We start from the raw sequence: 22,302 nt of genomic DNA on the forward strand, positions 1-22,302 counted from the left end.
ACGACCAAGGCGTTTAGCTTCTCTAATGTATCTGTGAGGAAGAGAAAAAATTTAACATGCTCCGTGAGGGATTTCTTTATGAAATCCCTCATTTTTTTTAGATCTAGAATTTATAAGTTATCTTGCTGCGCTGATGAAATTCTATATCGCAAGAAAACTTACCTTTGAATCGCGGTCGCTCGTTCTTAATTGGCTTCGATAGAGGTTTTTCTTATCTATTTCTACCGCTTTAGCATTTTCCACCTGCCCAAAAAGCCTGATATCATGCGGGTTTTTGGCTTTTTATCCGCCTGATCGAGAAAAAACACCATCTCGCAGAAATACGCTTCTTTACGAATCGTGGAAGCGTTTTTATGATGTGGATGGGTAGAAAAATCCGTGCCGGGGATCGGCATCGGCTGCCCGAATGATTTTAGAATATTCCCTGCGCTCAGCTGGGGATCTTCGCCAACAAGGAGGAATGGTAGAAAGCGACTTGCATCAGCAGCGCAGACCGGATAAGTAAGCAAACATACACAGATGAGTGGAAATGACGGGGGTAGAGTAGCGATCGCACAGATTCAGACAGCCTGATTTAAATGATGAATTATGAGGAGGAACGAACATGACAAAAAAGTGGTTTCGCATGGCACTCGTATTTACATTAATCATTTCGATCCTGGCCGCATGCAGCGGAGGAGATAAAGAGGCAGCTCCCGAAACGGACGGAGACACAGCACCTCCAACGGCACCGGCAGATCCCGATCAATATGGAGATACAGGAGGCCTCGCGCTTCCATTGGTCGATAAACCGACAACGATCAATTGGATGGTCGTCAGCGAGAAAACCAATCTGAACGATTCCTTGCTTGCCAAGGAAATCGAGAAGCGAACCGGAATCAAAGTGAATTTCCAGGCTTATTCCTCGGCTACGTTTCAAGACAAACTGAAAGTAACCGTTGCATCCGGCAAGCTCCCGGACATTATCCATGGGCTGACGCCTCCGGAGCTGAAGAAGATCGGCAAACAGAAAGCGGTTGTTGCCATTAACGAATATCTCGACATGCTGCCGAACTTCAAAAAAATGTATGTGGACGAGAACCCGTGGGTCATTCCGTCCTTCGGAGACGAATCCGGCAACATCTATACCTGGCCGGTTGCGAACATTAACCGTGACGTCAACCACGGCTTCCTGTACCGCAAAGATATTTTCGATGAGCTGGGCATCAAGGAATGGACGAATACCGATGAGTTTTACCAGGCTCTGAAGAAGTTGAAGGAAGCCTATCCGGACTCCTATCCTTACGCCTCCAAGACGAAGGAGCACATTTTCCGCGACTGGGCCTTCGGCTGGGGAATCGGCGGAGCCAACTATCCGACGTATTACGACGAGACGGCGAAGGTGTGGAAATACGCTACGATACAGCCAGAGCACAAAGAAATGCTCGATTTTATGAAGAAGCTGTATAACGAGGGACTCCTGGATCCGGAATTCATGACGGATACCGACGATTCCTGGACGGCGAAAATGACGTCAGGCAATAAATCCTTTGTGACCTATGACTGGATCGGACGTTTGGACCTGTTCTACAACCAGGTGAAGGATCAAAACCCGAATTATGACCTGAGATACGGAAATCCGGTTGGACCGACCGGCAACGGCAAAACGATCGAGAGCATCACGAACGGCTTCAGCATCGCGGTAGCAAACAACGACAACAAGGAAGCTGCCCTGAAGCTGCTCGACTACCTGACGAGCCCGTCCGGCGCAACGCTGGTAACGATGGGCGTGGAAGGCGAGACGTTCAAGATGGAAGGCGATAAAGCCGTCTATCCGGAGCTGACCGACGTGCCGTTGGTGGATATCAGCGTGCTGGAGGACCGTTATGGTCTGTGGCTGCAAGGTCTGTATGTCAATTCCGATAAGCGCAGCGTGTACTTCAACTACACGGAGAAGGAGCAGGAAGCTCAGGATAAGCTGCTGAACGGAAATAAATTCGAGCCGCTGGATCCGGTTGTGAACTTTACGGATGACGAAACCGCAACGATTGCGGAAATCCAAACCTCGCTGAAGAAATTGGCGGATGAATTTAACGCAAAATACATTCTGAACAAAAACTACGGCGATGCCGAGTGGCAGCAATGGCAGGTTCAGGCTGAGAAGCAGGGAGCTAAACAGCTCGTCGATATTTTCAACGCAGCCCAGAAGAGATTGGATGAAGCCACGAATTAATCTGCAGAAGAAATAGGAGTGATGGCGGCATCCGGGTACCACGCTCGGGTGCTGCTCATCATCTTAAGGAGGGGACACCATGTCAAGTGCAGGGACAGAGACGAATCTCGCCAATCCCCGCGGCGGGCTTGGAAGAAGAATGGTTTCGGCCTTTCAGCATATGAAGCGGGACAGACAGCTGTTGATTTTGTTTATCCCGTGCCTGTTGTTTTATATTATTTTCCGATACGGGCCCCTGTACGGCTTAATCATTGCCTTCAAGGACTACAGCGTATTCACCGGCATCCTGGAGAGCGACTGGGTGGGGCTCAAGCATTTTGAGAAATTTTTTAACAGTCCAGATTTCTGGCTGTTGTTCAAAAATACGCTGCTTCTCGGCGTGTATAATCTCATTTTTGGTTTTCCTTTTCCCATCATTCTGGCGATTCTCTTGAACGAGGTCAGAGTGAAATGGTTCAAAAAGTCGGTTCAAACACTCAGCTATCTGCCTTCGTTCCTGTCGGTCGTCATTATCAGCAGCATGATCATCGACTTCCTGTCGCCCAATCAGGGGATCATTAACCAGCTTATCGCCGCGCTAGGTTTTGAGAAGACTTACTTTCTCATAGAACCGAGCTGGTTTAGAACCATCTATGTCTCCTCGGATATATGGGCAACCGTCGGTTATGAGGCCATTATCTATATGGCTGCTATCGCAGGGATCAGCCCGTCGCTCTACGAAGCGGCCAAGGTGGATGGTGCCAAAAGACGCCACATGATCTTCAGAATTACGATTCCCGCCATTCTTCCAACGATTATTATCATGTTTGTCTTGAAGACGGGATCGATGCTCCGGATCGGATACGAGAAGGTACTGCTGCTTTATAATCCGATGACCTACGAGGTAGCGGACGTATTCTCGACTTATGTCTACCGGAAAGGGCTCCTGGAGAGCAACTATAGCTATGGCGCAGCCGTGGGCTTGTTTGAAGCCGTGGTTGCCATGATATTGCTGCTGTCCTCCAACTACTTCAGCAAGCGGCTGGGAGGTAGCGGATTATGGTAAACAACAAACGCTTCAGCCTTCGGAATATCTCATTGTTTGGCATCATCAATACGCTGATTCTGACGTGCCTTGCCATTATTACCGTGTACCCTGTCGTGTATATCACCGCCGTTTCCCTCAGTGCAACTTCCGAAGTGGTGCAAGGGAATATCACCTTGTTTCCCAAGGGATTTAATCTGGATGCCTATGCCCAGGTGCTAAATGATGACCGGGTGCCTCGCGCCTACCTGAACACGATTTTTTATACCGCGCTCGGTACGGTGATTAATCTGCTGCTTACGGCCGTAGCGGCTTATCCGCTCGCACGTAAAAACTTTTTCGGGCGCAAGTTCTTTCTGCTGGCAATCATCATGACCATGTTCCTGAATCCGGGGATCATTCCGAACTACCTAATTGTATCGGAGCTTGGCCTGCTGGACAGCGTATGGGCGCTCGTGCTTCCGAATGCGATTTGGACCTTTGAACTGTTAATCCTCAAAAGCTTCTACGAGAACATGTCGGAATCTCTGCGTGAGGCAGCTGTTGTTGACGGCGCTTCCGAGTACCGTATTCTGTTCCAGATCGTGCTTCCGCTGTCCAAACCGGCGCTGGCCTCAATCGGATTGTTTTACTTCATGGGTCACTGGAACAGCTTCTTTATCCCGCTGATTTATCTGAACGATGCGAATATGTATCCGCTCCAGGTCGTGCTTAGGGATATGCTGATTTTCAGCGAGAACGGCAGCAACCCGAGTCTGGTGGATGCGTCGGCGCTTGCTCCGCAAGCCATGAAGAATGCAACCATCGTGCTGTCGATGATTCCGGTGCTGCTGATCTATCCGTTTGCCCAGAAGTATTTTGCCAAAGGGGTCATGCTAGGTTCCGAGAAGGGATAACGGGGAGGTGACGAGGGCTTTCATGTTGAATATGAAGGGATGACATCCAAGAGAGGTGAATCCGTATGAATCGATTGATCGCCAACAGAGGTTTGCTCCAGATTTTCTTCGCTCTGCAACTGGTCGTCGGCATCATGTTCATATTCAATTACATTGTGTACAAGAATTCCATTACCGGAATTTACGACAAGGTGAGCGAGAACAACCGGATGGTGATCAGAAATATCATTCAGTCGTTTGATACCAGTTTCTCCTCCGTAAACAACCTGATTTTTAATATCCATGCGCTTCCTTCAGATCGGATGCTGATGGAGAACGGCATGCTGGACATGGAGAAAGTCATCTCCTTGCAGGACAGCGTCTCCAGCATTGTGTCCAACGTGGACATCGTGGAGGATGTGGTCATCTCGTTCGACAATCATGATTTGGCCATTACGACGCGCGGAACCAGCAACCTCGACGCCTTGTTTGACAGGCGGTACAAGTCCCAGAAGTTCAACTCGATGTTCTGGAAGACGTTTACCCGATCGGAGCACGAGCTTACCATCTTTCCGGCAGAGGTTTATGCGGATCAGAGCAGCGGATATGGCCGTAATTTGATGATAGCCGTGGACGGCAACAAGGTCAGGATGTCGAACAAAAACCTCATGGTCCTGATCAACGTGAACCGGCTGCTGAAAGGGATCGATTTGAACTCGATGATTCCCGGCGCCTCGCTCATCGTGCTGGATGCGAACCGGAACGTCATCTTGAGCACCGAGAAGGATCTGGATTTGGTAGGCATTCTGAACGACGTATACTTCAATCCGTCGCAGGAAGCCTCCCTCACGCACGACGATTTTGAGTACAATTTCTACAAATCGGACTATAACGGTTTTATATATATCAATAAATTGCCGTATAAGTTTCAAAATATCGATTCCGTCACGAATGCCAATACCTGGATTATGTACGGCGCGATTGCGTTAAACGTCATCTTGTCGGTGCTGCTCAGCATCTATCTGTACCGGCCGGTGAAGAACATTGTGCAGCTGCTCGGAGGCAGTTCTCTGAAAGGGAATGATTTTGTAAAAATCCAGAGCGGCATCATCAAGGTCCAGCGGGAGAATGAATCCCTGAAGAAGCAGATGGACCTGGTGGATGAGGATATTCGCCGCGGCGTGTTTCTGCAAACCCTGGATGGCCATCACCATTCGCGCGAGCAGGAAATGCAGATGCAGAAGCATTACACGCATTTTTTCCAGTGCCGGCATTTCATGATGGCGGCCGTGTATTTGCAGCCTGCCGGCAAGGGAGCGGCCCAGGCGGACTTTGTCCTGGAGGAGTTGACGGCCCAGATTCGAAGCAGCCTGCAGGAACGCTATGAACATGTGGTGGTTTATCATGTGGAAGAACTGAGATTCCTTGCGCTTATCGGTTTGGATCAGCCGTCGGACCGCAAGCAGCTGGTACGGAAATTCGAAGACTATATCCGTCTGTGCAACCAGGAGTATACGGATATGTTCACGGTGTGGGGCTGCGTTAGCCGGACATATGAGTCCAAGATCAGCAACTGCTGCGAGGCATACCGGAATATTAAGGATGGCCGGTTATACCGGAATGTGAAGGCAGACACGGATATGGTCGACACGGAGCAAATCCGCTACGTCCCGGATATTTATTATCCGCTTCAGCAGATTGAGAAGCTGAGCAACTGCATGCTGAGCGGCAAGGTGGACGAAGGACTCCAGATCGTGAGTGACATTGTTCAGCAGAATGCGGATCTTCACATCCATCATCATCAGCTGGTGCACATTGCGAAGAGTATGTTCTTTCTCGTCATGAAGCAGGCGGACTCGCCGTCCGTTGATCGCAATGAGCTGTTTCGGCTGGAGAGTGATTTCATCCGCAAGGTCGATCAAGCCTACACCTATGAAGAGATTCAGAAGGCGCTGATGGAAGTGATGCGCGTGGTGGCCAATACGCGGAACCATGATCCGCGGAGCAAGCTGAATCCCGCCTTCATCTCCCAATATATCGAACTTCATTATATGGAGAATCTGTATTTGGACCATATGGCTGAAGTGCTGGATACCAGCTCGAAATATTTCTCGAATTATTTCAAGAAGACATTTGGCGTCAATTATGTGGAGTATTTGAACAAGGTCCGACTATCGCACGCACGTGAATATCTCCGGAACACGGATCTCAGCATTGCCGAAATCGGAGAGAAAACGGGGTATTCGAACTCTTCCACATTTACGACGACGTTTAAGAAGTATAGCGGCGTATCGCCCAGCGAATATCGGAAAGCATCAGGAAAATAAGAGGTGGAGCAGGAGGGTTCATATTGAAGGCTGTTGCCACGATTCATGGAAAAGTGATCGTTGATCAAATCGAGAAGCCGGCTGAATTGCCGGCAGGCCATGTGCGGATTCGTACCGAATACTCGGCGGTCAGCCCGGGCACGGAGATGATTTTTATACGAAGAGCATCGGATCAGAAGGTCATTATGGGTTACAGCGCTGTTGGAATTGTCGAAGACATGGGGGACGGCGTGCAGGGGCTAACCGTTGGTCAACGGGTGGCCTGTTATGGGGCTCCTTACGTGCGCCATGCCCAGTGGCTTACAGTGCCTTCCAACCTAACAGCGATGGTTCCGGATGGCGTGGATCCGCAGGAAGCGGCTTTTGCGGGACTGGGAGCGATTGCGATCCATGCCCTGCGGGTGGCAGATCTGCGCTTTGGCGAATCGGTCGTGGTGGTCGGACTTGGCATCCTGGGGCAGATCATTGCCCAGATCGCGCACGCGGCGGCTTGCCCGGTTGCCGGATTTGACCTGAACCCGGAGCGGGTGCAGGGGATGAAGCGGCATATTCCTTATGCCTATGATAACCGGGAGCAGCTTGAGGAGCAGATTCAGGTTATGACGGGCGGATATGGAGCCGACAGCGTTATTCTGTGCGCAAGCGGTCCCGGGGAGGAACTCATCAACTCTTCGATGTCATGGATTCGGGATAAGGGAAAAATCGTCATTGTCGGCGATTTGTCCATGACTTACGCCCGGGACCGGATGTTTGGCAAGGAGGCGCAGGTGCTCATATCGCGAGCAGGCGGTCCGGGCCGTTACGACGCAAGCTATGAACTCAACAATACGGATTACCCGATCGGCTTTGTGCGCTGGACGGAAGGCCGCAACATCGCCGAGTATATTCGTCTGTTGGCGGAAGGGAGAATATCGGTTAAACCGCTGATCTCGCATGTGGTCCCCGTGGATGAAGCGGACAAGGCTTATGAGCGGTATGGCCCTGGATCAACGACGCTGGGGACGATATTTAACTACGCGGACAACGCTTGAGTTCCGGGAATGGGATTCCGGCACAGGAATGGAAGAGGAAACATGATAGCTGTCTTTCCGAGCAGTGATGGCGCTGCAGAAAGGCGGCTTTTTGCTTGCGTCGGAATCAATTCCGTCAAACTATTAATTTACAATAATATACAATTCTATTATACTAGTAGTAGATATGAATAATATCTTTTGTTATATGGAGGCAGTTACATATCTAATTTTCTTGATATTAATACATATAAGCAGCGTTCCTCGTTTCCATCGATTATTGGAAGGGTGGTGGTTGATTCGAAACCGGTTTACCAGGCTGTAGTGGTAATGGCTTTCCAATTCGAAAAACAAAGGAGCGAAGCGTGATGAAAGTATTCCGAAATTCGATCATCCGTAAGTCTGCTGTGTTGTTCTGCGCTGTTCTACTGATCTTGCCAGCCGGATTGTCTCTGGCGGCCAACAAGCCGTTTCCCCAGCATACGTCGTATACAAGCGGTTCGATTAAACCGAACAATGTGACGCAGTCAGCGATGGACAATGCGGTCAAGAGCAAATGGAACAGCTGGAAAGGGTCTTTCCTGAAGCCTGCAGCGACAGGGCAATATTACGTAAAATACAATTCGGCGGGCGAGACGGTGTCCGAGGCTCATGGCTACGGGATGCTCTTCACCGTTCTGATGGCGGGATACGATAGTAATGCCCAGTCGTATTTCGACGGACTTTATCGCTATTATAAAGCGCATCCGAGTAATAACAATCCGTATCTGATGGCTTGGAAGCAGAACAGCAGCTTTCAGAATATAGGGGGAGCCAATTCGGCAACGGACGGCGATATGGACATTGCCTACGCACTCCTGCTTGCGGACAAGCAGTGGGGAAGCAGCGGGGCGATCAATTACCTGCAGGCAGCAAAGGATATGATCAATGCCATCATGAGCAATGACGTTAATCAGTCGCAGTGGACGCTGCGCTTAGGCGATTGGGCAACAAGCGGCATCTTCGACACCGCTACGCGGCCATCGGATTTCATGCTGAACCATATGAAGGCATTCCGTGCGGCTACCGGCGATGCCCGCTGGGATAACGTCATTAATAAAACCTATACCATCATCAACTCCATCTATAACGGCTACAGCTCCAATACCGGCTTGCTTCCGGATTTCGTAGTCATGTCGGACAGCAATTATCAGCCTGCAGAAGCGGGATTCCTGGAGGGGGCAAATGACGGGAAGTATTATTATAATTCGTCCCGGACCCCTTGGCGGATTACGACCGACTATCTGATGACCGGCGATACGCGCGCGCTGAATCAATTGAACAAGATGAACACGTTCATTAAATCAGCCACAAGCAGCAGTCCTGCCAACATCAAGGCAGGGTATAACCTGAACGGCAGTGCACTGGTGACTTATAATAGTGGGGCGTTCTATGCTCCTTTTGGCGTAAGTGCGATGACTTCGTCCAGCCACCAGAGCTGGCTGAATTCGGTATGGAGTTACACGGCGAATGCATCCGCCGAGGGATATTATGAGGAAAGCATCAAGCTGTTCTCGATGATCGTCATGTCGGGTAACTGGTGGACATATTAACGCATGACGCCCTTTAATTTTATGTAAACATAAAACAAAACCCTGATCCGCATTGGATCAGGGTTTTGTTAGGTCTTTCCTACCAATAATTGATTTGTAGCCATAAATAATAAGAATTTGCATTGATATTTCATGCCGAGCAGTGTTAATATCTTATCAAATATAAAACATTTTATATTAATCTAAATTAAACAGCGACGAATTTACGAAACAAACATCTTGGTTTTTCATTTATGTAAGGGTTTACAAAAAACGGGGACGAAGGGAGAATCATATGCACAAGAGCATGCTGAGTAAGACGGCTGCGGCAGGGATAGCCGCAGTTTTAATGGTGGGAGGTTTAGGCGCTTCAGGCCAAGGACCTGCAGCGAGCGGTCCTGAGGTATACGCGCAGGAGGCGCAGGAGACGCAGGTGAAGAAGGGAGAGAAAGCGCCTATATTCCGAGAGGCATCCGTCCATGATCCGTCCGTCATCAAGACAGGGGATATATACTATGTGTTCGGTTCTCATCTGGCCGCCGCAAAATCGAAGGATTTGATGAGCTGGAACATGGTGGCGTCGGGGGTCTCGAATGGCAACCCGCTGATTCCGAACGTGACGGAGGAATTGAAAGAAACGCTGGAATGGGCACAGAGCGATACCTTGTGGGCAGCGGATGTGATTCAGCTTGCCGACGGCAAATTCTATATGTACTACAATGCTTGCAAAGGGGATTCCCCCCGCTCGGCTATGGGCATCGCTGTAGCCGATCAGATCGAAGGCCCGTATAAGGACACCGGCATTATTCTGAAATCCGGCATGTGGGACGAGATCAGTGAGGATGGAACCGTCTATGATGCAACGAAGCACCCGAATGTGGTGGATCCGGATGTGTTCTTTGATAAGAACGGCAAGCTGTGGATGGTATACGGCTCCTATTCCGGCGGGATTTTTATAATGGAGCTGGATCCTAAGACCGGAAAACCGCTGCCTGGACAGGGATACGGCAAGAAGCTGCTCGGCGGCAACCACAGCCGGATTGAAGGGCCGTACATGCTCTACAACCCGACCACGGACTATTACTACCTGTATTTGTCCTACGGGGGATTGGATGCGGTTGGCGGCTACAATATGCGGGTCGTCCGCTCCAAAAATCCGGATGGTCCTTTTTACGATGCGGAGGGCAACGATATGAGAGAGGTGAAGGCCGATCCTTCCCTTCCGATTTTTGATGACCGATCGATTGAGCCGTATGGCGTGAAACTGATGGGCAACTACTTGTTCAAGCGCTTGATCGGCGATCCGGGAACGGGGATCGGCACCGGGGCTGTATCGCCGGGCCATAACTCCGTCTATTATGATGAACAGAGCGGAAGAACATTCCTAATCTTTCACAGCCGCTTTCCGCAGCGGGGAGAAGAGCATGAAATCCGGGTGCATGAATTGTATATGAACCAGGACGGCTGGCCGGTAGCGGCTCCATACCGCTATGCGGGTGAAGAAGCCAAAGAAGCCAAGAAAATTACGCCGAATGATGCAGCCGGAGACTACAAGCTGATTCAACATGGGAAAGATATTTCGTCCGTTATTAAAGAATCGATGCCGATTGAGCTTCATAAGAACGGTAAAGTGACGGGCGGAGCATCCGGGACATGGAAGATCAGCGGCAAGCGGGATGTGCTGCTTACTCTGGATGGAGAGAGTTATAAAGGCGTACTGACTCTGCAGTGGGACCCGGAAGGGAAGCGGCAGGCGATGACCTTTACGGCTCTCTCGGCCGATGGCACAGCTGTGTGGGGCGCACGTCAGCTTGATCGAAGCGACAAGGAACTCGTGGATGCCGTGCAGAAGGACCTGTCTCTCGGGGATGTGAGCGGGGTTTTCTACGATCTTGATCTGCCGTCAGAGGGTTCCGGCGGTGCGGTTATTCGCTGGAGTTCCTCTCATTCCCAGGTCGTATCAGCGGAAGGGAAGGTCCATCGTCCTGCTGCCGGGGCCGGGGACGCGAAGGTTACGCTGACCGCTCAGATTACGAAAGGCAAAGCGAAGACTTCCAAGACCTTTGACGTGACCGTGTTGCAGCAGTCAGCAGGGCCGCTGCTGCTGAATTATCCATTCAGTGAGAATGAGGGCGGCTCGGTATTAGACAACTCGGATAATGGATTTCATGGCAAGGTCCTTGGAGGAGTCCAGTGGAATGAGAAGAGCCGGCAGGGAGGCGGAATGGACTTTGGCGGCTCGGACGGCTATATTGAACTGCCGAATCGGGTTGCGGATACAGAGGACTTTACCTTTGCTGCTTGGGTATATTGGAAGGGTGGAGCACCGTGGCAGAGAGTGCTGGACGTAGGGAACGGACTTGCCAGGCATATGTTTCTGACACCATCCCAACATTCGGGCGTTCTTCAATTCACGCTTCATGGCAGCATGGGAGATCAGAGCCTCCTGTCAAAGGCACCACTGCCGAGCAATGAATGGACGCACGTTGCGGTCACGCTGCAAGGGGATGCCGGTAAGCTGTACGTGAACGGTCAAGTCGTAGCATCCGGTGATCATATGAAGCTGAATCCGAATGAACTGCTGGCAACGGAAGCTTATTTAGGTAAAAGCCGTTTTGCGGCCGACCCTTATTTTAACGGGAGCTTGGATGAGGTGCGGATTTACAACGTGGCGCTAACCGACAGCGAAATCAAGAAGCTGGCGGAATGACTTTACACGATGAATCATGAGTTATGCGTGCAGACTACCGTCTGCACGCTTTTTGTATTGGCGTTTAAATAAACGGTTGACAGGAGGATGTATTTCATATATCTTAATATTAAGTTAAGTGACTATATAAAAGTTAGTTGATTGAAAGGGGTAAGTTTAAAGTGTTTAAACGTTAGCGAAGATGAAGCTGGTTAATCATTCTATATGTATATATCTTTAAATCAAGATATCGGTGAACGGTGTCGATGGATTTCTATAAATTATGAAAATGAAAAATAAAATGGAGGCGATTAAAATGGCTATAGATATTGGATTGTTGTTACTTCGTTTGGTGGTTGGTTTGTCGTTCATGGCGCACGGCGCGCAGAAGCTGTTTGGATGGTTTGGCGGTTACGGCCCCAAAGGGACCGGCGGCTGGATGGAATCGGTTGGCATTAAGCCTGGTGTCACAATTGCGGTGTTGTCAGGACTGATGGAGCTGGTTGGCGGGCTGTTGTTCGCGGCTGGATTTCTCACGGTGCTCGGTGCAGCGCTCATCACGCTGACGATGCTGGGTGCAATCGTGAAGGTGCATGGCCGAAACGGGTATTGGTCTACAGCGAATGGGTACGAGTATAATCTGCTGTTGATCGCAGTCGCAGTTGCACTGGTATTCACGGGTGCGGGTGCATATTCACTGGATGCGGTAATCTTTAACTAATCGATGATGGAGGCGTGCGGATATGAGTGATCTGACAACATTAATTAAGAGCCGGAGATCGGCCAATCGGTTTATGGAAGGGATCGAAATTCCGGATCAGGATTTGAATGATATATTTAATGAAGTTAAATATGCGCCTTCGGCTTTTAATTTGCAGCATACACACTATGTTGTAGTTAAGCTTCCCGATGTCAAGCACAAGGTTTACGAAGCCGCCCACAAGCAGCATAAGATACTCACCGCGTCGGCCGTCATCGTTGTGCTGGGGAACCGGCAGGCCTACCGGGAAATCGGGAGAATGAATGAGGGTTTCCTGAATTTGGGCGTGATCGACAAGCTCGAATATGACATGACGGTTGAATCCGTCACGAACTTTTATGAAGCGGGCGGAGAATCCTTCATGAGGGATGAAGCCATCCGCAATGCCAGCCTATCTGCGATGTTAATGATGATGGTGGCTAAAGACAAGGGGTGGGATACCTGCCCGATGATCGGTTTTGATCCCGAGATTCTGCAGAAGGAACTGAACATTCCGGATTCTTATGTGCCTGCCATGCTGATCGCGATTGGCAAGGAGGATGCAAGAAAGCCACGTCCCCGGGGCTATCGCAAGCCTGTATTGGAATTTGTAAGCTATAATCGATTTTAAATGATGCATAATATGAGAAGGAGCTCCCGCTGCAAGTCTTTAGATCTGGCGGGAGCTTTTTTTCATCTACAATGATAAACATTCCCCTCTGTTATGACGATGATGAATATAAAGAGATCGGTGCAGCGCCAATCCTAAATACGATTGTATTCGTTATATATGGAGGTGAACGAAGTGAAGACGAGGAAGAGGCCGTATCTGCGATCCGGACAGATCCTAATTATGGCTGTCATGACGATGATGTTAATGGTGGCATGCACGAAGGAGGTACCGGAATCCGTATCCGTACAGCAAACCGCCGCCACGCTGAGCGCAGGAGAAGCTGGAAATGCATCGGAAATGCAGCCGCCAGCTAGGGAGAGTTTGCGTACGGCATTCCATTCGGAAGAGCAAAGCCATCACCAGGTTAAGCAAGAAGTAGAGCCGCCAGCGGGGGAGTCCAACCATGATCCGATTGAAGCGGTTCTCAACATGTATGAGGCTCTTCAGGCTAACGATTCTGCATCGTATTTCCGTCATGCTGACATTGCGAGCGTCCGTATGTCCCCCGCCATGCTGAAGGTGTTGTTCGAAGACGCCGGCAAGCGTGAGGTGAGACCGGAACGATTCAAGCTTTTTGATAAGGAGGGGCTGGATGGGGAAAGTCGCCAGCTGCTATCACTTACGTACGGCAGCCAGGCCGAGGTTGTGCTGGAGGAGCTAAGTCAGGGCGATCATAACTTGTGGTTTGTGACGGCGTTCCCGGATGGGCTTAAAGTGGTGGAGCAATCCACGATCTACCCCGGGGCCTATGAGCTTGGAAGAGAGGCGACAATGGAAGAGCTTATCGCTATAGAGATCCAGCATACGGCGGAAGACAGGACATTTCTGGCAGCAAAAGCGAAGCAGCCTGTATGGAGTCCGGTACAGACCGTTTCCTTGCTGTATCAGGCAGCACAGGCGGAGGATGCGGAAACCTTTTATGCGATATCGGGTGGAGACGAGGGATACTTTTCGGGTCAGTACGTCCGGGACATGGTGGAATTTACGGAATGGATGAGAGCTTTTGAAAGCGTGCAGCATATTTCAATCGAATCGGTTCCGCAGGAGAATTTGGCTGGGAGTTATAGAGAAGAATATAATAAAAGCTTTGGCGACGCATGGCGATTCATTGTGGCTTGGGACCCGAAGGATGAAGCAGGATACCAAGGGACATACTGGATTATGGCGCCTGGCGAAGACGGAATTCGATATGTGGTAAAGCAGACGCTTACTGCCAATCTGGAATCATTTTTTAGATGAGGAATAAATATATACATAAACCTTAGTAAACATAGAAGCCCCGCTCATCAGAGCAGGGTTTCTATGTTATCGTCATGACCTTGGCAAATTACGGCTGAAGATTTTGGAGCATATCCATCGTTTCGTTAATTTTAGTGATGGTTTGAACGATGTTGGAATTCTGGAAGTCGGTCACTCCGTTCTGGATTTGATCCATGTAGCCGTTGATGTCGGTCAGCAGCGTGTCGTTTAAACCGACCAGCTGTTCATGGATGGACTGCGCAAAGGCAGGGGCATCAATGCCATTAAACTCCGAAATCCGGGTTTTCATCGCCTCGAGCTCTTGGGTCAGCGTTTCCTTGGCATCTGTATTCGTGGCGGCCTGCTGGGCAAGCTCCGGAATGGACTCGGCAAATTGGGTTGTTTCATTTATAAAAGTGGTGGCTTCCTTCGTATAATCCAAGGAATTGTTCACGCTGTCCACCAAGGAACAGCCGGAGAGAACTCCCAGAACAAGTGAAATCAACATTAATCTTTTGATCATTTCTCATCCTCCTGTCGTCTAAACGCAGTTCTTATACGTTGTATACGTATGGCAAGGAGAATGGTTGTATTTTTTTCGTAGTCTCCTTTTTGGATGATTATGTATTAGACGAGGAGGATTTCGCCATTGTTGCAGCGTTACTTGGAAAAAATTCTATGCTAGATGGCTCCGAGGAGGATTAAGTATCAAATTCTTAGTTTCTGCCGGAAGCGCAAATACCCCGCAAGCCAAATGGCTGCGGAGCAGGGTTGAACCTGGGCGCGCGTATCGCGGGTCGATTGCATTTTTCACGATGATGGTTAGTAGTCCAGAATAGAAGCAGGAACAGCAGGCCAGGTTAGATCTGTCTTGCTTCCAGCCGTCTGGCGATGACGGACAGAAGATAATTCAGCGTGAAGTACAGCAAGGACGCAAAAACAAGGGCGGGTATTACATAGTCATAGCTGGAACCGCTAAGAATCTGCACATTGCGCATCAGCTCAGGCAGTGAAATGATTACGGCGAGCGATGTGTCTTTAATGAGCGAGATGAACTGGCTCACCATGGGCGGGGACATTCGGCGCAGCGCCAGCGGGAGAATCACGTGCCGCAATGTCTGCATATAAGAGAGACCCGAGGCCCGGGCCGCTTCAATCTGGCCTTTATCCACCGATACGAGGCCGCTGCGGACAATTTCGGCGATCATGGCTCCTTCAAAGATGCTCAGGCCGACGACGGCCGCCCAGAAGGTGGGGATTCGAATCCCGGTCTGCGGCAGAACCATGCCGATGAAGAAAATGATCAGCAAGAGCGGCAGATTGCGGATTATATCCACGAATATGGCCGTTGTCCTCGACAGGAAGGGTGTTTTCGTATATCTCACGGTCCCGAGCACGGTTCCAATGATGAAGCTGAATACAATGGATAAGCCGGCAACCTGCACCGTGATCCAAAAGCCTTGAAGGAGATATCGCAGATTCGGCCAGGAGTACGCACCGATAAAATCCATCTCATGCCACCTCCTGTTTATTAGGCAAACTTGCGTTTAACGTCAATTGCTTCTCGCAAAGCGGCGCTCCATGTAATGGACGGCCAGGCTGAGCGGTATGGTCAGGAGCAGGTAGAACAGGGCCACAAACGTATAGACGGGAATGCCTTTAAAGGTGCTCAGGTTAATCAGATCGGCATAATACATCAGGTCCAGTCCGGCGATAACGCCGAGGACCGAGGAGTTTTTGACCAGATTGATCAATTGGTTGCCGATCGCCGGCAGTACGATTTTGATCGCCTGCGGAAGAATGATGTAGCGCATATTCTGGATATAACTCAGCCCGGAGGAGCGAGCCGCCTCCGACTGTCCGGAGGGTACCGCCTGGATCCCCGCCCGAATGGCTTCGGCAATGAAGGCGGCCGTATACACCATCAGCCCAAGCGTACCCGAAGTAAACGGGTCAACCGGTATGCCGAGAGAGGGCAGGCCCAGGAAAAAGAAAAAGACAACCACCAAGAGCGGAATGTTGCGGATAAACTCAACATAGATGGCGCCGATGGCTTTCAATATGCGGAATGGGGCAATCCGCAGGATAGCGATCAAGGTGCCCAGCACCAGGCTGCCGATCAGCCCAAGCAGGCTGGCGAGAATGGTCTGGCCCAGGCCAGCCATGAATTGATCCCAATGCTGAACCAGAATGTTAAAATCCCACAAGGTCAAAATGCCTCACCTCCAATGGGGGATGATGGTCGTTTAGCCGGTCAAAAGTAGCCAGGCTGTTCCGTCCGATAATAGGGGGGAACCTGATTGGAGCCATGACACCTTAAGCCCGGCCGACCATTATATGCTTGCGGTTATTCCGGTTTTACGCCCATCCATTGCTCATACAGTTTGTCGTATTCGCCGCTATCCTTCAGCTCCTTCAACAGCTCGTTGACGGTTTTCACGAACTCCGGATTCCCTTTTTTGATGGCCATGCCGTAGGGTTCATCCGTAAAGTTGCCGCCGACCAGCTCAAAGCTGGGGTCCTGCTGCTGCATGCCGAGGAGGATGGAATTGTCGGTGGTCAGGGCATCGCCCTGTCCCGCTTTGAGGGCGGTGAAGGCGTCCTGATAGTTCTCGAATTCGAGAATGACCGCGTCGGGCGCTTTCTCGCGGATATTTTGCGCAGAGGTAGAGCCCTTTACGGTAAGCACCTTCGTATCCTTGTTCAGGCTTTCCAGACCCGTGATCGGGCTTCCCTTCTTCACGAGCAGCGATTGGCCGGCTTCAAAATACACATCGCTGAAGTCCACCTGCTCCTTGCGCTCCTCCGTTATAGTCATCGTGGCGATAATGATGTCAATGTCCCCGTTCTTCAGCATGTCGATCCGGGTTTTGGAGGTAACCTCCTTCAGCTCGACTTTGGTCTCGTCACCGAGAATTTTTTTGGCCAGCGCTTTGGCGATGTCGATATCAAAGCCCTCCACATTGCCGGAGGCAGGGTCCTGCAGCCCAAACAGCTTCGTATCATATTTCACCCCGGCTACAAGCTTGCCCCGTTTCTTGATCGCCTCGAGGGTGTCCGTATTCCCGGAACCTCCGCATCCGGATGCGACCAGCATGATGACTAAAGCTAGCAGGGCCGCGCTCCACTTGAAGGTCCTCGTCAATCTTTTCTTCATACACCAGATCCCCCTTAAAGATATGATTTCTCTTACTAAGCAAGCTCCTAAAGAGCCAAGCGGCAATTTCTTTCCGCCCCTACGCACCAAGTCCGGGTTAGTGATGCAGCAGGCGGCTCAGGAACGCCCGTGCTCTTTCTTCCCGCGGCTGATTGAAAAAATCGGAGGCGGGCGCATCCTCGATAATCCGGCCTTCGTCCATAAAGACGATTCGATCCGCGGCTTCGCGGGCGAAGCCCATCTCATGGGTAACCACGGCCATGGTCATGCCTTGGTGGGCGAGTGAACGCATGACATCCAGCACTTCGCCGATCATCTCCGGGTCGAGTGCGGACGTCGGTTCATCAAACAGCATAATCTTCGGGTTCATGGTCAATCCGCGGGCAATCGCAACCCGCTGCTGCTGGCCCCCGAGAGCTGAGAGGGATAGCTGTCCGCTTTGTCCGCAATTCCGACTCGCTGCAGGTACGTCATTGCTTTTTCCGTTGCCTCCGCTTTGGACATCCCCAGCACCTTCATGGGCGCGAGAATGATATTGTCGATCACCTTTTTGTGCGGGTACAGGTTGAAATGCTGGAAGACCATCCCGATATTTCGCCTGAACGTATTAATGTCGATCTTCTTGTCATGCAGCTTGACGCCATTCACGACAAGCTCGCCATCCGTAATGCTTTCGAGCCGATTGATGCACCGCAGCAGCGTGCTTTTACCTGAGCCGGAAGGTCCAACGATGACAACGACTTCCCCCTGGGAAATGGTCAGGTCGATTTCTTTCAGAACATGGAAGGTTCCGAAAAATTTGTTGACACGGCTAAATTCAATCAGTAGAGATCCCCTCCTATTCACTTCGAATTGGACGCTTGCATCATGTAAGCTTGTGTCCTGTCTTGGTGCCAGGCCCTTTTTACACTGGTATGGCAAAGGGAGCTTGTTCCATGCCACTTTTAGGAAAATTTAGTATCCAAGCGGTGGGGAGTGAGATATAATAGGGGGCGTATTCATATGAAGGAGGCAACATGGATAAACGTGCAAAAATAACCGAAATCGACCTGGTTCGGGGCTTTGCGATGATGGGCGTGCTGATGGTGCATGCGACGTCGTTCGCCACAGTTCAGATGCGCGGGGACGATTTTTTTGGCTTGTATAACTTCTTGAACATATTCTCGAAGGTTGGAACGACGACCTTCGTATTTCTGAGCAGCTTCGTGCTGTTCTATAACTACTATCACCGTCCGTTCAGAGGCCGTGACCTGGCGCGGTTCTTCAAAAACCGGCTGATGTATATACTAGTGCCGTACCTGCTGTTCTCGGTGATATTTTTTACGGTGGCCTGGTATCATCGCGGAGGCGAGCCGAATCTGGCGGCAATGCTGGAGAGTTTCTGGCCCAAGCTGGCAACGGGGAAATCTTACACGCACTTATATTTCATCTTCATTAACATCCAGTTCTATCTGCTGTTCCCGCTCGTGCTGATGCTGCTGAAGCGATTCCGCGGCTTCGCGGCGGTCTGCGTGCTGGTCGGCATTGTACTGCAGTGGTTGTTCTATATCGGCAATGATGCCTGGTGGGACGTAACGAACCGGAACAGCTGGTCGCTGTCGTTTCTGTCGTATTATTTTCTCGGGGCATGGATCGGTATTTATTATGACCGGGTCAAGGATTGGCTAACTTCAACGAAGTTTGCCGCAAGACCGGCGCTGCGCAAGCTGGGCTGGATCGTGCTCTGGGCAGTATGGCTGGGCGCCGCGCTGGTGCATATCGGCCTTCGATACAATCAGCGGCTGCTGGGGACGGAGTATCATCCACTGCTCTACGATGCCTTCTGGAATGTGCATACGTTGACCACCGCACTGGTCATGCTTCAGGTTGCTCTCCATTTCGGGAATAAGAGGGCACGGTGGTTGAACGGGTTCAGGCGGCTCGGCGTGTATTCCTTCGGTGTGTATCTGGTGCATCCGCTGGTTCTGCTCCTCTACCGGGACTTTCCTCCGCAGACGGAGAACTCCTGGCTGCTTCTGGCGTGGTATGCTGGCGGACTTATCAGTGCACTTGTGGTCTCGTATATGGTGGTGTACAGCATGAGTCGTCTCGGGAGCTGGACCTGGATCTTCTTTGGTAAACTGCCGGGCGCCTTGCGGAAGGGAAGATCACCAAGTCACCCTGTTCCGGCCAAGCCGGTTACGGAGGTTTCTTCGTAAGTTTGATAAGTGGAAAGGTGCAATCCTCGAACAGAGGAGAGCGCCTTTTTCTTTTGCCCGGGTGGCGATATTTCAGAATGATACCCTGATTTTCGGCAATGAGGCTCATCACTAGGGACGTCATGTTATATTTTGTTTGATGTTCGGTCTGTTGGCGGAAGGAAGTCGTTGCTAAGCACAGGTCAATTACATTCGTTACAGACATGATAACCGGAGGGGTGCCAATATGAAGGATACCAGAGATTCTTTAGTAAACGGTTTCGTTAAGGCGGACGGCCAACGTTTAGTCAATGGGGAGGGTCAGGAAATTCTGCTGCAGGGAGTCGGACTTGGAAGCTGGCTGCTGCCGGAAGGATACATGTGGAAAATGCCGGAGCAGGGAGACCGTCCGCGGCGCATCGAAGGCATGGTCAGGGAGCTGATCGGTGAGGAGAAGGCGGCTGCGTTCTGGGAGACCTATTACGAGCGTTATATCACGGAAGCCGATATCCGGCAGATGGCTTCAGAAGGCTTCAATTCCATTCGAGTACCGATCAATGCGAGGTTCATTATGGAGGAAGGGCAGCACCCGCCTTTTGTATATCATGAAGGTCATCTGAGGCTTATTGATCAGGTGATCGATTGGTGCAGGACGTATTCGCTGTATGTTATTCTGGATTTGCATGGCGCGCCAGGCGGACAGACCGGCGCCAATATCGACGATTCCGAGCGGGATTTGCCGGAGTTGTTCACGGACCGATGGAACGCGGAGCGGACGGTGGCGCTATGGCGCTTGCTGGCGGAACGCTATAAAGACGAGTGGATCGTGGCCGGTTACGACCTGCTTAACGAACCGCTGCCGGACTGGTTCAGCGAGTACAATGACCGGGTGATGCCGCTGTATAAGGAAATCACCGCGGCTATACGCGAAGTGGACAAGCGCCATATGATCATTTTGGAAGGCGTCCACTGGTCTACGGATTGGAGTATTTTTGACGACAAGTTTGACGATAATTTGATGCTTCAGTTCCATAAATACTGGAATAATCCCGACACGGAGAGCATTCAGAAGTATCTGGATTTGCGCGAAGAATGGAATGTGCCGATCTTCATGGGTGAAGGCGGCGAGAATAACCCGCAGTGGTATACGGGCGCATTCCGAATGTTTGAGGACCATAACATATCCTGGAACTTCTGGACCTGGAAGAAGATGAACACTCAAAACTCACCCTTCTCGATTCGCATGCCGAAAGGCTGGGAGAAGCTGACGGGTTACCTGGAAGGCGGAGAGAGGCCCTCTTCAGCTGAAGCTGAAGCGATTCTGGGCGAATACCTGGATCATCTTCCGCTGGCAGCTTGCGATGCTTACCCGAACATATCACGGTCGTTGCTTCGCCGGCTGCCCATTCAGATTCCGGCGGAGTTTTACGGATATCGGGGCGAGGGCGTTTCGTATCATGTTGAGACAAAGGCCAGCCAGGATATCGGTTTCCGGATTTCTGACGGTGTTCCGATGCGAATGATAACGGGCAAGGCAGAGAAACCAAGCTACGCTCCGGAAGGCGGCAAGCCGTGGATAGAGGATAATCTGGTATGCGTGCAGCTCCGGGAGGGAGATTGGCTCGCTTATGCTGCGAATTGCGCTTCCGCAGACATCTTTCATCTGGATATTCGGGGACGGATTTCCGAGGGTAAGGTGGATATCATGCTTCAGATCGGGGATCGGGAGCCTGAGCTTATTTCCTTGTCTGATTCTGGCGAAGGACAATGGCACATCCATAGAGTGGTTGAGGCTATGCCGATTGAGGAAGGTCCTGTGGATCTGGTGTTCATGGTGAATAAGGGCCGAATCGAGCTGGATTGGCTGGAATTTACCGAAGCGCGTTAAAATTATAAGTTGAAGGGGCGATGGCGCTGTGACGGAACAGGCCGCAATATCGGAAGGGCTGCACCAATGGCTGGATGGAAGTAATCTGGAATCGAAACAGCACGAAGCGATGATGCTATTGAGCGTAACGGAAGAGGGATGGCCGCATACGGCCATGCTCAGCGTAGGGGAGGTCTTGGCCTTGGAACGGAGCCGACTCCGGATTGCATTATGGCAGGGAACGGCTACGACAGGCAATCTCCTTCGGTCAGGACAGGCAACCTTGGTGGCGATTCATGATGGAGCGGCCCATTATGTTCGGCTGCGTCTTCAAGCGCTTCCCGATCTGCCGGATGCCCGGCATCCGCTGCAGCGTTTTGAAGCCACGGTCGTGGCTGTTCGGGAGGATATCGCGAAGTATGCGGATATCACATCGGCCGTGAAGTTTCAGCTGCACGACCCCGGTGAAGTCCTGCAGCGCTGGAAGGAAACGCTGGAGGAATTGCGGAAGTAAACGTTTACGCGCAAAAACCTGCTTAAGATCTAGGCTCCCGGCATATGCCGGGAGTTGTATATGCCTGCCATGCCTAATCGGAATGATGCCGAAGAAAATAACTTTAATTTTTCCGCAGAATCTTTTGCTTTGGTATTTGCTATCGGCAGTCAAATGTGTTAAGATATGAATATCGAAATCGACCTGAATTCACATATTGTAGAGGGTTGTCATTTCTGGTAACCTTGT

17 protein-coding genes and 1 pseudogene are annotated in these 22,302 nt (G+C 50.9%); 13 read left to right on the forward strand and 5 right to left on the reverse strand.

Annotated features, from left to right (window positions below; translation table 11 throughout):
* Nucleotides 1-604 precede the first annotated feature (604 nt).
* The 10 genes from BJP58_RS22620 (at nt 605) to BJP58_RS22665 (ending at nt 14,359) form a co-directional block, all read left to right on the forward strand.
* Nucleotides 605-2,212, forward strand: coding sequence for an ABC transporter substrate-binding protein (locus tag BJP58_RS22620; protein ID WP_194540661.1), 1,608 nt, complete (start codon nt 605-607; stop codon nt 2,210-2,212).
* 79 nt (nt 2,213-2,291) lie between these two features.
* The gene (locus BJP58_RS22625; RefSeq protein WP_083397714.1) at nt 2,292-3,257 is read left to right on the forward strand and encodes an ABC transporter permease; all 966 of its coding nucleotides are present in this window, start codon (nt 2,292-2,294) and stop codon (nt 3,255-3,257) included.
* Entirely contained in the window at nt 3,251-4,132 is an 882-nt protein-coding gene (locus BJP58_RS22630) for a carbohydrate ABC transporter permease (protein ID WP_127593775.1), read from the forward strand. Before BJP58_RS22625 ends, BJP58_RS22630 begins: the two co-directional genes overlap by 7 nt.
* A 65-nt stretch (nt 4,133-4,197) precedes the next feature.
* Nucleotides 4,198-6,438: a helix-turn-helix domain-containing protein gene (locus BJP58_RS22635; RefSeq protein WP_194540662.1), complete on the forward strand. Its 2,241-nt coding sequence runs from the start codon at nt 4,198-4,200 to the stop codon at nt 6,436-6,438.
* 23 nt (nt 6,439-6,461) lie between these two features.
* Entirely contained in the window at nt 6,462-7,469 is a 1,008-nt protein-coding gene (locus BJP58_RS22640; protein WP_194540663.1) for a zinc-dependent alcohol dehydrogenase, read from the forward strand.
* A gap of 347 nt (nt 7,470-7,816) precedes the next feature.
* Nucleotides 7,817-9,040 (forward strand): family 8 glycosyl hydrolase, encoded by a 1,224-nt coding sequence (locus tag BJP58_RS22645; RefSeq protein ID WP_194540664.1) that lies wholly within the window; start codon nt 7,817-7,819, stop codon nt 9,038-9,040.
* A gap of 274 nt (nt 9,041-9,314) precedes the next feature.
* Nucleotides 9,315-11,729 (forward strand): arabinan endo-1,5-alpha-L-arabinosidase AbnB, encoded by a 2,415-nt coding sequence (locus tag BJP58_RS22650; protein ID WP_194540665.1) that lies wholly within the window; start codon nt 9,315-9,317, stop codon nt 11,727-11,729.
* A 295-nt stretch (nt 11,730-12,024) separates the two neighbouring features.
* Nucleotides 12,025-12,429 carry a DoxX family protein gene (locus BJP58_RS22655; RefSeq protein ID WP_113059259.1) on the forward strand — a complete coding sequence of 135 codons (405 nt, stop codon included), beginning with the start codon at nt 12,025-12,027 and terminating at the stop codon, nt 12,427-12,429.
* A gap of 22 nt (nt 12,430-12,451) precedes the next feature.
* A complete protein-coding gene (locus tag BJP58_RS22660) occupies nt 12,452-13,078 on the forward strand; it encodes a nitroreductase family protein (RefSeq protein ID WP_194540666.1) in 627 nt (208 codons plus the stop codon).
* 174 nt (nt 13,079-13,252) lie between these two features.
* A complete protein-coding gene (locus BJP58_RS22665) occupies nt 13,253-14,359 on the forward strand; it encodes a hypothetical protein (protein WP_233354734.1) in 1,107 nt (368 codons plus the stop codon).
* An 88-nt stretch (nt 14,360-14,447) separates the two neighbouring features.
* On the opposite strand, the gene BJP58_RS22670 is transcribed toward BJP58_RS22665, so the two are convergent.
* The 5 genes and pseudogenes from BJP58_RS22670 to BJP58_RS22690 all read right to left on the reverse strand — a co-directional run bounded on the left by BJP58_RS22670 (nt 14,448) and on the right by BJP58_RS22690 (nt 18,362).
* Nucleotides 14,448-14,882: a DUF6376 family protein gene (locus BJP58_RS22670; protein ID WP_194540667.1), complete on the reverse strand. Its 435-nt coding sequence runs from the start codon at nt 14,880-14,882 to the stop codon at nt 14,448-14,450.
* 337 nt (nt 14,883-15,219) lie between these two features.
* Entirely contained in the window at nt 15,220-15,870 is a 651-nt protein-coding gene (locus tag BJP58_RS22675; RefSeq protein WP_194540668.1) for an amino acid ABC transporter permease, read from the reverse strand.
* 42 nt (nt 15,871-15,912) lie between these two features.
* Nucleotides 15,913-16,572: an amino acid ABC transporter permease gene (locus tag BJP58_RS22680; RefSeq protein ID WP_083397713.1), complete on the reverse strand. Its 660-nt coding sequence runs from the start codon at nt 16,570-16,572 to the stop codon at nt 15,913-15,915.
* A 134-nt stretch (nt 16,573-16,706) separates the two neighbouring features.
* The gene (locus tag BJP58_RS22685) at nt 16,707-17,516 is read right to left on the reverse strand and encodes a transporter substrate-binding domain-containing protein (protein ID WP_194540669.1); all 810 of its coding nucleotides are present in this window, start codon (nt 17,514-17,516) and stop codon (nt 16,707-16,709) included.
* A 97-nt stretch (nt 17,517-17,613) separates the two neighbouring features.
* Nucleotides 17,614-18,362 (reverse strand): annotated as a pseudogene (locus BJP58_RS22690) (amino acid ABC transporter ATP-binding protein).
* Nucleotides 18,363-18,532: 170 nt separating this feature from the next.
* On the opposite strand from BJP58_RS22690, the gene BJP58_RS22695 reads away from it, so the two are divergent.
* The 3 genes from BJP58_RS22695 (at nt 18,533) to BJP58_RS22705 (ending at nt 22,074) form a co-directional block, all read left to right on the forward strand.
* Nucleotides 18,533-19,714, forward strand: a complete 1,182-nt coding sequence (locus BJP58_RS22695) for an acyltransferase (protein ID WP_194540670.1) — start codon at nt 18,533-18,535, stop codon at nt 19,712-19,714.
* A gap of 226 nt (nt 19,715-19,940) precedes the next feature.
* Nucleotides 19,941-21,581, forward strand: a complete 1,641-nt coding sequence (locus BJP58_RS22700) for a glycoside hydrolase family 5 protein (protein WP_194540671.1) — start codon at nt 19,941-19,943, stop codon at nt 21,579-21,581.
* A 28-nt stretch (nt 21,582-21,609) separates the two neighbouring features.
* On the forward strand, nt 21,610-22,074 hold the full coding sequence (locus tag BJP58_RS22705; protein ID WP_194540672.1) for a pyridoxamine 5'-phosphate oxidase family protein: 465 nt from the start codon (nt 21,610-21,612) through the stop codon (nt 22,072-22,074).
* The last annotated feature ends 228 nt before the right edge of the window (nt 22,075-22,302 follow it).

Origin of the sequence: Paenibacillus sp. JZ16 (assembly GCF_015326965.1) — a bacterium.
Lineage (GTDB): Bacteria > Bacillota > Bacilli > Paenibacillales > Paenibacillaceae > Paenibacillus_AQ.